Here is a 13,060-nt window from a genome sequence, read left to right on the forward strand (position 1 = left end):
ATGATATGGCTTTTCCTATTAAAATCTTTTTAAATTTATGTACAAATTAGCAGTCAAAAGCTTCAGAATAAACAGATATATTTACTTTGGCAGCTATTCTACACGTTTATCAATCTGCTTTCTGAAGTTTACAATTCGATGAAAAGTAAGAAAATTGGCGTCATGAAAATTATTGGCGCCTCCTGAGGCATCATCATAGGCAGTTCTTGAAACAAAAATAATGTCGTCATTATCAAACTGCCAGTCAACATACTGAAAACCGTGTTTGCTTACATCAGGATGGTATAGTAGTTGTTGGTGAATTTCCCATTTTTTCAGGTCTTTAGTGCTAACAAGAGCCAATTGATTTCTAATTGAAGCAGGTGTTTTATTTTTATAGAGTGTGTCTACCGTATTCACCAATGCCCAATACCTGTCAGAGTTGCTGTCATATCTGATACTAAATTTCTTACTCGCACCGGGCATGGGTACAAACCCTGTCTGCTTATCAAAGGCAGCCATCTTACCATGCCTGTCGATTTTCACAAAAGCTGCCACTTCTGCATTACCTTGCGGCACATCAACCCTTAGTATATCAATCATTTCACCATTTCTGCCAATCAGTGCATTACCCTCAAGCCATGCGTTGAATTTGCCGTTCAGGTAAGTAGAATCATAAGGCAGCTTGTTGGTAGCCTTCCATTTATCTGCATTCAGTAAATCTGAATTTAAAGGTGCCGAAATCATCATGGCGCTATATCGCTTGCCCCAACGGGTTGTGGGGGCAGTGGCGTATTCCAAAGCACGCCAGATTCTTGCCTTATGAATAACCACTGGCACAGGGGCTGTGTGGTACTCACCTTCCAGTAACAAACCCGTTGTTTTGCTGTAGGGGGTTGTCCAGCTGTGTCCACCATCAACCGATTTACGAATAATAAAATTGCCATGATGCTTATTAGTACCCATAATATACAAGGCACCATTATGCGTAAACAGATTCGACCAGAACTGACCATCAATAATGGCGATTTGCTGCCAGGTTTTGCCCTTATCTTTAGAAGAAAAAATTCTGGTTTGGGCTGAAGCAAACTCTTTTGATTTAGGCCCGAATTCATCATGCGATGCCACGTAGCTGCCGTCAGGTAAAATGCAGATTGAAGGCGAGCCAATATACTTACCAGTCTCTTTCGCCATATAGTCTATCACTATCCCAGGTGGCTCAGCAGTGCTTTGTCCATAGGATTGATAAAAAAACAAAAAGAGAAGAGCACAAATAAATGAGTTGGTGCGTAATTTCATAATAATAGATAGGTAAACAGGTCGAAAAAATATCCTGATGGAGCTTTAGCTCTTTTTGAACAGCCAAGCAAGATACTAATTTTCTGAAAGCCGGAAGCAATAAAGATATCTCTAAAAAAGAATCCCATTTTGTGAATCTATTCCTGAGTAACAAATTCACAAAATGGGAAGAAAAAATTGGATATTAATTATTACAACCGAAAGTGATTAACGTGGGCGTACGCCAGCGCCGGCACCGCCTTGACCTTGCTGCCCTTGTGTGCCGCCATCGCCTTCACCTTCTTTGATGTCTTCGTTATTAACTTTTTTCTTGTTGCGGAATAAACCACCGCCACCGTTGAAATCCATCTTGCCGAATGAGTAATTGATAGAGAAGCGCACACCTCGGTTATACACATTACGTACTGAATTGGATACGAAGGTTGGGTCGCTTGCATAGCTTTTGATAACCATCTTCTTGGCAAACGGGTTATCTAAACCAAAATTGAAACTTCCTTTTTTGTTTTTGAAGTCTTTCTTCACCCCGATATTATAAAAACGGAAGGCTCCCTGATACCCCTGTAATTGCACCCGGCGGCTACCCATGAACCCAAAAGCCTGAGCACCCCAGCCTTTGGTAAAGGTATAAGAGGCATTGAAGTTGAAGTTGGAGTTCCATCCTTTGTTTTCAATAGCCACCAGGCTGCTCTTATACGTATTGTCTGCCTGTAATACCGGAATCACAACGGTACCATTTAAAAGATTATATGTAAAGTTGGCTCCGCCACCTATTCTAAGGCTTTTGGTTGGCTGCACATTTAAAAATATATTGGCGCCATAAAAGTTGGTTTTACCAATGTTGTCGAAAGTAGATGTAACAACTCCTTTCTCATCAACCGAACGAACTGATGTTATGTTATTATTGGTGAATCTTCTGAAAACAGCTACGTTAACCGAGTTAGCCTTAAAGTATGTATTATAGTTGATTTCAAAGTTATGGCTCAGCTCTGGTTTCAAAAGCGGGTTACCGTAAGAGATATTCAGAGGGTCGGCATAGTTAACAAAAGGGTTCAGGAACTCAAGAGACGGGCGTTGAATACGCTGACCGTAGCTGAATCTTACCTTATGATTTTTAGGAAAATCTTTAGACACCGTAACCGTAGGCACTATGTTATCATAAGGTGCAATGGTAGTAGGTTTGTCTGAATTCTGAAACTTGGCATTAATTGAAGTATTTTCGTAGCGAACACCCATTTTCAAGCCCCATTTTTGCGGTAAAGCCAGGGTAAGTGTAGTATAGGCTGCACTTACTTTCTGCTCGTAGTTAAAGTCGTTGGTTCTTGACGGGATGATAACATAATCATTGGTTTGCTCGTTAAACTGCAGGAAGTCATAACCACTGGATACATCGCGGATAATATACTTGGCACCTGCCTCAAATATATTCTTTTTAAAAGGCAGGTTATAATCAGCCTGAAAGGTAGTCTCATTATTCAGCCCATCATTGTTACTTTTATTAAATGGTTTATTATCCTGGTCAGTTCTGAAATCAGTATCACGGGTATTTCTGCCATGCTGTATCAGCAACGTAAAATCATGCCCCTGCTGTTTAAATGTACGTGTATAGTTGAAATCAATATCAAGGCTGTTGTTGGTGCGTAGCTGTTTCACATAGCGTGTAAACTGTTGCATTACCTCACCTGATGACCCTGTCAGTAAAGATGTCTGTGGCCCTCTGGTATCAAAATTTCCGATACCCAAACGGCCAGTCAATGTCATAGAGTTTTTTGAGTTAATGTCATAATCAATACTCAACTGCGTATTACCATTTATACGTCTCACATTATTAGCGTCAGTCTGTGCCAGGGTTGTGGTTGTGCCGCGTACCGAGCTTTCGCGGGTAGTGCTTCCGTCACTGGGTGTATTATAACCCGAGTTACCACCAAAGCTCAACGAAGTACCTACTTTTTTCTGACGAAGGTTAAGATTACCAAAGGCATTGGCGCCACGCACACCGGCACCTGCATTTACAAATCCGGTAAGTCCTTGCAGGGTATTTTTCTTGGTTATGATATTGATAATACCGGCCGTACCCTCTGCATCATATTTGGCAGACGGCGAGGTAATTACCTCTACCGATTTTATCATGTCAGACGGTATCTGTTTTAAGGCATCGGCAATATTCGTTGCCAGAATACTCGACGGCTTGTTATTAATCAATACCTTTATATTGCTGCTGCCACGCATCTGCACGTTGCCATCCATATCAACTGTAAGCATAGGTACTTTTCTTAGCACATCTTCTGCTGTTCCACCACGGCTGGTAATGTCTTTTTCTGCATTGTAAACCAGGCGGTCAACCTTATCTTCTACAAGAGCGGCCTGCCCAACCACCGTTACCTCATTCAAAATTTTGGTATCAGTAGCCATCACCAGATTACCCAGATTAACCTCTGCTTTATTGGTAGGAACATCAACTTTGTTTAATGTGGTATTTTTATAACCAATAAAAGAGGCCACCACTTTGTAAGTTCCTTTAGCCAGGTTCTTCACAGTAAATGCACCGTTCATATCGGTCATTGAGCCTTCTACTACTTTATTGTTTTTGTCATATACTGCAATAGAGGCAAATTCAACAGGTTTTTTGGTTGTAGAGTCTACCAGAATACCAATAATTTTAGCCGAACCACGAGGCACATCATTCTGTGGGGTTTGCTGTTGCTGTGGATTACCCCCCGGAAAGCCTCCCCCACTACGGCCTCCTCCTCCAAAACCTCCTCCACCCGGAAACTGCGCAAAAGCTGTGTGAAGTAATGCCGATGAAAGGATTGTAAGTAAAATTTTTCTTTTCATTTGTGTAAATAACGGTTAAAAAATATGGTGTCTGTCGTGGCTAAAAAATCTTGATTTTGTACAAAATTACCACTCAAACCCTCATTAAATACCGTATTTCACATTAAAAGATTTATAAAAAACACCATTACCTGAAAACAATAGATGAAAGTACCGGAAAAGTAGATAAGCGATACTTTAGACTTGAACAAGAAAAGCTGAAGAATACTATAAATGGTATTTGCGACGCGTGGGATTTATCAGAAATTTCTTGTGCATGGTAAAACTTTCGGGGTGCATCTGACTGAACAACACACTCCATTCTCTGAACCTTTCAGGCTCGGCCTGCGCAAACTTATCTTTATCTATTTTTTTGCTTATCAGGTATTCTTCGAAAGTCATAGTTTCATGATTTTGTACAAATTTATAAAAAAACTTTAAAGGCTTAGCCATAAAACGCGCTTGTAAAAGCAATACTAAATTTAAAGGTTCTCATTAATCAATATTGCGTAACCAGCCTGTCAGACTTCGGCGTTCGCGGTTCGCAGGTAGTACTTCATGTTCTATTTTATCGCTTTCAAATACAATCAGCCTGCCACCCAGCGGCAAAACGGTTTTGTCGCTATCCGGCAAAAATAAAACCAGTTCTCCGCCATTATCAGGTTGCCAGTTCTGGTTCAGATAACAAATGAAAGATAGTTTTCGCCCAGAATCATTTCTGAATTTATCGAGATGCCGTTTATAAAACGTACCTACCGGATAAGACGCATAATGGATTTCATAAGACCGTAACCCCAGAAAACAGGTATAATTTACATAGCCCATAAATTGTTCAAGGCGGTCAAGAAATACGGTTTCTATTCCTACGGCATTGCTTTTCTCCAGCCACAGAATCTCATCGCCTCTGATATCCTTTACCACTTCATGGCTTTTACTGATACCAGCCTTTTTAAAAGCTTGTGCCTGATAATGCAAAAGAAAACGCTCATTAAGCGCTGAAATTTCTTCGTCAGACAGGAATCCGTCCAAAATGCCATAGCCCTGGTCTAATATCTGAGAAATTATTGATTCAAATGCAACTTGCCATGTTTCTTCCATAATTTATGCGTAATTTTGCACCCGTTTTTAAGGTTGGCCAAAAGGCCGTTTTTTTGACACTTACAGACCAAGGCTGTAAACGTCAGGTTCGCAAAATTAGATAAAAATGTCATTTCTTCAAGAATTACACAAACGCCGTACGTTCGCTATTATTGCCCACCCCGATGCCGGGAAAACCACACTGACCGAGAAGCTGCTGCTATTCGGAGGTGCCATTCAGACGGCAGGGGCGGTAAAATCGAATAAAATCAAGAAATCTACTACTTCCGATTTCATGGAAATTGAGAAGCAGAGAGGTATCTCGGTGGCCACTTCTGTAATGACTTTTGAATATAGAGGGCTTAAAATCAATATTCTGGATACCCCCGGCCATAAAGACTTTGCCGAAGATACTTATCGAACGCTTACTGCCGTAGATAGTGTAATTCTGGTAATTGACTGCGTAAAAGGCGTTGAGGAACAAACCGAAAGGTTGATGGAAGTTTGCCGGATGCGTAATACGCCGGTGATTATCTTTGTTAATAAACTGGACCGCGAGGGACAAAACCCTTTTGATTTGCTGGATGAACTGGAGCAAAAACTGAATATCAGTGTGCGCCCTATTACATGGCCGGTTAATGGTGGCTCTAACTTTAAAGGGGTGTACCACCTGCTGGAAAAAAAGATGAACCATTTTGCCGTAAACAAAACACGCCTGGAAGACGATATTGATGTAATTGAGCTGGAGTCGGAGGTGCTGGACAAAAAAGTTGGTGAAAAAGATGCCAACCAGCTAAGGGAAGATGTAGAACTGATAGAAGGGGTGTATAGCGAATTTGATAAAGAAGCGTACCTGGCAGGAAACCTGGCACCTGTATTTTTTGGTAGTGCCGTAAGCAACTTTGGTGTGATGGAGCTACTGAATACTTTTTGTGATGTGTCTCCTCTGCCTGTGCACCGCATGACAGACAAACGAATGGTGGAGCCGGAGGAAAAGAAATTCAGCGGATTTGTTTTTAAAATCCACGCCAATATTGACCCACGACACCGTGACAGAATTGCTTTCCTGAGAATTTGCAGCGGACAGTTTGAACGTGGAAAATTCTATAAACATGTGCGCTTAAGTAAAGATATGCGTTTCTCAAGCCCGTTTGCTTTTCTGGCCGACAGAAAAGATGTGGTTGAAGATGCCTACCCGGGAGACGTAATAGGTCTATACGATACCGGTACTTTTAAAATTGGCGATACGCTTACCGAAGGAGAAGCACTTCAATTTACGGGTATTCCAAGCTTTTCACCAGAGATATTCAAAGAGGTGATTAATAATGACCCTATGAAATCGAAACAATTGGAGAAAGGTGTGCAGCAACTGACAGATGAAGGCGTAGCCCAGTTATTTACCCAGCAACCGGGTAACCGTAAGATAATAGGCACAGTTGGTGAGCTTCAGTTTGAAGTAATTCAGTACCGACTGCTGAATGAATATGGCGCTAGCTGTAGATTTGATGCCCGCCCTTACTCTAAAGCCTGCTGGATAACCTCAGAAGATAAAGATAAGCTGGCAGAGTTTGTGCGCCTGAAAGGCAATTATATTGCTTATGATAAAGACCAGAATCCGGTTTTTCTGGCAGAGACCGACTGGATACTACGAATGAATATCCAGAATAATCCGGACATCAAATTTCATACTACTTCTGAATTTAAAACAGAAATGGTTTAGTGAAACGCTCACTAAACCATTTTTATTAATATTTTACCTTTATGCTGTGATACTCTTCCTGCTCCTGATAGTCGGCTCTTAATGGGTGCCCCTCCCAATCAGCCGGAAGCAGGATTCTCCGCAAGTCGGGGTGGCCGGTAAATTCAATTCCAACCAAATCAAAGGCTTCACGTTCGTGCCAGTCTGCCGTACGCCAGATACCCGCTACTGAAGGCACCTGTGGCAAGGGTGTACCTTCTGCATTTCTGGATACTTCCAACTTCAAAACGAAATTATGTTCATACGGAATTGAGGTAAGATTATAGATTACCTCAATGGTGCCAACGGCAGAGCCGTTATCAATGGCAGTAATGCAGGCCAGAAAATCAAAATACAGGTTGGGGTTTTCATGCATAAATCTGCAGACATCCACAATGCTTTCAGCAGGAACCGTTAAGCTGGGTTGAAGAACATGGCTCTCTGCTTTCAGTACAATTGCTTCACCAAACTTATCTGTAATTAACTGCTTTATTTGTTCAAAATCCATAATTATCCAATTGGGTGCATGCGTTACTAACTGATTATCAACAGATTAAAGCATTCTTACATATATCACCATTACCTCTGCCATCTGTTTGATATATATTGTTTCCTAAAGTTAAAACATAATCTGTTATCCTGAAAATCAAATTAGTTTATTATGGTCTTTAAACCTTTTTTAATGATTTCACTCTAACATTTGCAACGTTGTAAAAAGGACAATTTTCTTACAATCAACCAATTCAAAAAATGAAAAAAATACTTTTAGTGTGCACGCTTATTGGCGGAGTACTTACCGGAGCATTTGCTCAGCAAGACAAACCAGAGCGTGGAGACAGACCTCATAAAACACCTGAACAACGCGCAGAAATGAGAACCAACCGCATGAAGGAATCGCTGGCCTTAAATGATGATCAATATAAGAAAATGCTGGCTATTAATCTGGAGCAGGAGAAAAAAAGGGATGAGTTCAGAAACGAAGAAAGAGAACGAATGCTTGCCAGCCGTAAAAGAATGAAGTCTAACTACGACGCCGCCATGAAAAGCTATGAGAGTGTTCTGACACCCGAACAAATGACAAAATTACGTGAAGAAGCCAAAAAAAGAAGAGCCGAAATAAGGGATAACTGGAAGGAAAGAAGAGGAAGAAGATAAGCCCCGGCTTTACAAAAACAAAGGCATAACTTTTACCGGTTATGCCTTTGTTTTTGTAATTTTTTAAAATCTAGTTTTGCTGAGACAACAAATAAAGTACGGCCATTCTGACAGCTACGCCGTTTTCTACCTGGTCGAGAATAATTGAATGATGTGAATCAGCGGCATCGCTCGATAACTCCACACCCCTGTTTATCGGCCCGGGGTGCATTAGCACAATTTCTTTATCCAACTCATCGAGCATTTGTTTATTGATTCCGAAATAGAGCGAATATTCACGCAATGAAGGGAAATACTTAATTTGCTGGCGTTCCAGCTGTATTCTCAGAACGTTGGCCACATCGCACCATTGTAGTGTCTCTTTTACGCTATGTGAGATTCTTACACCAATTTCGTTAATATATTTGGGCAAAAGGGTGTTAGGCCCGCAAATAGTAACTTCTGCACCCAGTTTCTGCAAGCAGAAAATATTCGAAAGCGCCACGCGCGAATGCAGGATATCGCCAATAATGGCAATTTTCTTACCGGCAAGGTCTCCCAGCTTTTCCTGCATAGAAAAAGAATCAAGTAAAGCCTGTGTCGGGTGCTCATGCGTACCGTCACCAGCGTTTACAATATTGGCTTTTATTTTTTTAGACAAATAATGAGGTGCTCCAGGGCTACTATGGCGCATTACAATCATGTCTACCTTCATAGCCAGAATATTATTAACGGTATCAAGCAGGGTTTCTCCTTTTTTTACAGAGCTACCTGAAGCCGAAAAATTAACGACATCAGCAGAGAGCCTTTTTTCAGCCAACTCAAATGACAGACGCGTACGGGTAGAATTTTCAAAAAAAACATTGGCAATTGTTACATCTCTCAGCGAAGGTACTTTTTTTATCGGTCGGTTAATAACCTCCTTAAATTCTTTGGCAGTTTCTAAAATAAGCTGAATATCGTTTGTTGTAAGGTCTTTTATACCGAGTAGATGTTTGGTACTCAATGATTGCATCTTAATAAGAGAAGTATGTTTGGCAAAATTAAAAAAAAAGCCCCAATACACAAAAGGGGCTAATGAAAATCATGAAACATTGGCAGCCGGTTGCCGTTCTATCTCAACAATTTTTTTGATATCGTCCCAGAAACTCGGGTACGATTTCACCACCACATTGGGTTCTTCTATGGTTAAGTCTGTCAGCATTGCCAGAGGTGCAAAAGCCATAGCCATCCGGTGGTCGTCATAAGTAGCAATGCTTACAGGGGCGCTGCCGAACTCAAAACCTGAGCCAGACACCCGGTATTCGGTATTGGTTACTACTTCTGTCAGGCTTCCTCCAAACTTCTTAAGCTCGTTCTGCAAAGCTAAAATCCGGTCTGTTTCTTTTATTTTAAGGCTCTCTATGCCTGTAAAAACAGCTTCAATACCTTTGGCTACACAGGTTACTGCTACGGTTTGCGCCAGGTCGGGGCAATTGGCAAAATCCCATTGAAGGCCAGGCTGGGCAGGTATTTTTGTTAACAATACGCCATCGGCAGTAAAAGTGCTTTTCACACCCAGTTGGGTCATTATAGCTACAATAGCGCTATCGCCCTGCAATGAGTTCTCTTTCAAACCCAATAATTCTACACGGGTGTCTTCAAAGGTTGATAACGCAACAATACTATACCAATAACTGGCTCCAGACCAGTCAGACTCTACCTGATAGCTGGTCGGCTTATATTCCTGAGAGGCTACCGTCAGCACTTTGGCATCCCAATCGGCTCTGGCATCTACCCCAAAAGCTTTCATCTGCGCCAGGGTCATGTTAATATAAGGTATTGACCCAATCTCACCTGTCAGACGAATGGTCAGCCCCTGCGGTAATATGGGCGCAATCATCAACAGGGCTGAAATATACTGGCTGCTTACATCTCCTCTTATCGTTACTTCATTGCTTTTCTGCACCGACAAGCCATTTATCTGTAAAGGCGGATACCCTTCGGTTTTCAGATATTCAATATCGGCTCCTATGGTTTTAAGGGCCTCAACCAAAATACCTATGGGGCGCTCACACATACGAGGCGTACCTGTCATGGTTTTGTTTTGGTTGGTTGCAGTAAAATAGGCGGTTAAAAAACGCATGGTCGTTCCGGCATCAATCACATCGGCCACCGAATCAGCAGATTGCAAAAGGCGAATCATGGTCTGGGTATCACGAGCCGAAGAAAGATTCTTCAAATCGCCTTTAAAACCAGACAGTGCATTAATTATCAAGGCTCTGTTGCTTTCAGATTTAGATGAAGCCAACAGAATTTTAGTATCAAATGCCTGAACGTTTTTGTAAAGAATTACTTTTTCCAAAATATTAAGTAGTGTTATGCCTCCAGAATTTGCCTGTTACAAAAAATTACCAGGCCAGATATCTGAACAATTAAATAATGTTCTGCCAGTCAGGCTGCTTTCAATCAGCCTGTTAAATACAATAATGGGTACCGACATTTAACCCAGATAACTGCTGATGCTCATGATATCGGCAAATACACCAGATGCCGTTACCTCAGCACCGGCACCCGGACCTTTAATAACCAATGGATTGAATTTATACCGCTCGGTAGTAAATGACACAATATTCTCTGAACCCGCCAGATTAAAAAACGGATGGTTTCGACCTACCGATTTCAGTTCAATGGTAACCTTTTCTTCGTCCAGTGTAGCAATATAGCGCAGCACCTCGCCTTTTGCTTCGGCTTCAGCCAGAAGTTGCTCAAAACGGTTATTATCTTTCTCTAATTCCACAAAAAAGTCTTCAACTGTTTTGGCTTGCAGACAGGCATCGTTCAAAAGGTTGATGATTTTTACGTCTTCGGGTTCCAGTTTCAATCCGCATTCTCTCGATAAAATCAGAATCTTGCGGGCTACATCCTGGCCGCTCAGGTCGTCACGCGGGTCTGGTTCTGTGTAGCCTTTGGCCTTGGCCTCCTTAACCACATCCACAAATCTATCGCCTACTCTGAAATTATTGAAGATATAGGCCAATGTACCCGACAATACGGCTTCTATTTTATGAATTTTGTCTCCGCTCGTTATAAGCCCCTGAAGCGTGTTAATAATGGGTAGCCCTGCCCCAACGTTGGTCTCATACAAAAACTTCACGCCGTGTTTCTGGGCAGCCTTTTGCAGCATAAAGTATTGCTCAAACTTGCCTGAATTTGCCACCTTATTAGGAGTTACTATTGATACGCTTGAACTCAGAAGCGAATAATAATACTGCACAATGTTTTTATCGGCCGTGCAATCAACAAACACGCTATAGGGCATGTTCAGATCCTGTACGTCAGATACAAAAGAGCCTATGTTTGCTATATCTCCGTTTTCAAGTAATTCCTCCTTCCAGGTATCCAGGCTTATGCCTCCTTCATTCAATATCATTTTACGGGTATTGGTGATACCCACCAGCCTGATATTCAAATTCTTGCGAGACTTCAGGTAATCTTTCTGCTCGCGAATCTGGCGTATCAGCGTACTGCCAATAAGCCCGGTTGCACCCACCACAAACAGATTGAGTGTAAGCCCGTCTACCTGAAAAAAGGTTTCATGAATAGCATTAAGGGCCTTGCCAATATCTTTTTTATGTATTACGACCGAAATGTTAAGCTCAGAAGACCCCTGGGCCGTAGCCACCACGTTAATACCGTTTTTACCCAAAACAGAAAACAGCTTGCCGGATGTACCCGAGCTTGATTTCATTCCTTCACCTACAACGGCAAGCACAGATAGGTTATGCTCAATGGCTATATTATCTAACAATCCCTGGGCTATTTCAGTAGCAAATCCTTCTTCCAGAATTTCTTTTACGCCATAGGCTGACTTTGGCTCTACGGCAAAACAGATGGAATGTTCAGACGAAGCCTGCGATATTAGTATTACACTAATTTTGTTCTTGGCAAGTATAGAAAACAATTTGGCCGATATACCCGCCACGCCTATCATACCACCACCCTGTACGTTGATGAGCGCGATGTCATCAATAGAAGATATGCCTGTTATAGAATACTCTTTGGTTTCGGCGGTTTTGCTGATAAACGTACCCGGATGCTTATGATTGAAAGTATTGAGAACCTTAATTGGGATATTCTTGTAAAAAGCAGGTGTAAGACTAGGCGGATATATAACTTTAGCCCCAAAGTGCGAAAGTTCCATGGCCTCGGCATAGGTTATGGTTGGTATCGTAAAAGCATTCTTTACCTTGCGCGGGTCTGCCGTCATCATACCGTTTACGTCCGTCCATATTTCTATCACGCTGGCGTTCAGGGCAGCACCAAAAATAGACCCTGTGTAGTCAGAGCCTCCTCTGCCCAGGGTTGTAGTAACCCCGTCTATGGTAGAACCAATAAAGCCGGTAATACACTGCAGTTTATTAGTCTGGGCAAAATGCTTCCGAATCAGCTCATTGGTCAACTCAAAATTTACATCAGCATACCCAAACGCATCATTAGTTTTAATTACCTTGCGTGCATCTAAAAACTCTGCTTCCATGCCTTTGTTTTTTAATGCCTCGGTAATAATGGTAGTAGAAAGCCTTTCACCGAAACTCACTATTAAATCAAGTGTCCGGCTCGATAACTCTTTGATGAGCGACACTCCTTTGAGCAGGTCTTCCAGTTCATTAAACAGCCCTCTTACCTTGGCAATGGCACTGCTTTGGTTCTTTATATCAATAAGCCCTTTAACTGCATTGAAATGTCTGTCTTCTACCGAACGCAATTGTTCGGTAAATTCAGGGTCTGACTGCGACGCCATCTTGCCTATCTCAATCAGCCTGTTGGTTACACCACCCATAGCTGAATACACAACAGCTATTTTACTTCCTTCGTCCAGATTCTCTTTGATAATCTGAATAACCTGATTGATACTTTCTACTGTGCCTACCGAGGTGCCCCCAAACTTTAAAACTTTCATTATCTTCTGGTTGATAAATTACTACATCATTAATTTACATAAGCAATTGTGCTTCTGTTTGCCGCCTTACAAAAAAATAC

10 protein-coding genes are annotated in these 13,060 nt (G+C 41.7%); 2 read left to right on the plus strand and 8 right to left on the minus strand.

The genetic code is table 11. The features are described from left to right. Window positions 1-93 precede the first annotated feature (93 nt). The 4 genes from C0V77_RS18710 to C0V77_RS18725 form a co-directional block, all read right to left on the minus strand. The gene (locus C0V77_RS18710; RefSeq protein ID WP_229236322.1) at window positions 94-1,173 is read right to left on the minus strand and encodes a sialidase family protein; all 1,080 of its coding nucleotides are present in this window, start codon (window positions 1,171-1,173) and stop codon (window positions 94-96) included. A 312-nt stretch (window positions 1,174-1,485) separates the two neighbouring features. Then, window positions 1,486-4,110, minus strand: coding sequence for a TonB-dependent receptor domain-containing protein (locus C0V77_RS18715; protein WP_101727884.1), 2,625 nt, complete (start codon window positions 4,108-4,110; stop codon window positions 1,486-1,488). 207 nt (window positions 4,111-4,317) lie between these two features. Further along, window positions 4,318-4,491 (minus strand): hypothetical protein, encoded by a 174-nt coding sequence (locus C0V77_RS23260; RefSeq protein WP_173830566.1) that lies wholly within the window; start codon window positions 4,489-4,491, stop codon window positions 4,318-4,320. Window positions 4,492-4,584: 93 nt separating this feature from the next. Continuing rightward, window positions 4,585-5,187 (minus strand): 2OG-Fe(II) oxygenase, encoded by a 603-nt coding sequence (locus tag C0V77_RS18725; protein WP_101727886.1) that lies wholly within the window; start codon window positions 5,185-5,187, stop codon window positions 4,585-4,587. Window positions 5,188-5,293: 106 nt separating this feature from the next. Between C0V77_RS18725 and C0V77_RS18730 the strand changes: the two genes are divergently transcribed. Beyond that, entirely contained in the window at window positions 5,294-6,886 is a 1,593-nt protein-coding gene (locus C0V77_RS18730; protein WP_101727887.1) for a peptide chain release factor 3, read from the plus strand. A 25-nt stretch (window positions 6,887-6,911) separates the two neighbouring features. Here the strand turns inward: C0V77_RS18730 and C0V77_RS18735 are convergent, their stop codons facing one another. Beyond that, entirely contained in the window at window positions 6,912-7,412 is a 501-nt protein-coding gene (locus tag C0V77_RS18735; RefSeq protein WP_101727888.1) for an NADH-quinone oxidoreductase subunit C, read from the minus strand. A gap of 242 nt (window positions 7,413-7,654) precedes the next feature. On the opposite strand from C0V77_RS18735, the gene C0V77_RS18740 reads away from it, so the two are divergent. Next, window positions 7,655-8,059 carry a hypothetical protein gene (locus C0V77_RS18740; protein WP_101727889.1) on the plus strand — a complete coding sequence of 135 codons (405 nt, stop codon included), beginning with the start codon at window positions 7,655-7,657 and terminating at the stop codon, window positions 8,057-8,059. Window positions 8,060-8,129: 70 nt separating this feature from the next. On the opposite strand, the gene C0V77_RS18745 is transcribed toward C0V77_RS18740, so the two are convergent. From C0V77_RS18745 to thrA, 3 genes are all read right to left on the minus strand, one after another. After that, the gene (locus C0V77_RS18745) at window positions 8,130-9,053 is read right to left on the minus strand and encodes an aspartate carbamoyltransferase catalytic subunit (protein ID WP_101727968.1); all 924 of its coding nucleotides are present in this window, start codon (window positions 9,051-9,053) and stop codon (window positions 8,130-8,132) included. Between the two features lie 69 nt (window positions 9,054-9,122). Continuing rightward, a complete protein-coding gene (locus tag C0V77_RS18750) occupies window positions 9,123-10,382 on the minus strand; it encodes a 3-phosphoshikimate 1-carboxyvinyltransferase (protein WP_101727890.1) in 1,260 nt (419 codons plus the stop codon). Window positions 10,383-10,520: 138 nt separating this feature from the next. Continuing rightward, entirely contained in the window at window positions 10,521-12,980 is a 2,460-nt protein-coding gene (thrA, locus tag C0V77_RS18755; protein WP_101727891.1) for a bifunctional aspartate kinase/homoserine dehydrogenase I, read from the minus strand. Window positions 12,981-13,060: the final 80 nt, after the last annotated feature.

The sequence above is a fragment of the Emticicia sp. TH156 genome (assembly GCF_002855535.1).
Taxonomy (GTDB): Bacteria; Bacteroidota; Bacteroidia; order Cytophagales; family Spirosomataceae; genus Emticicia; species Emticicia fluvialis.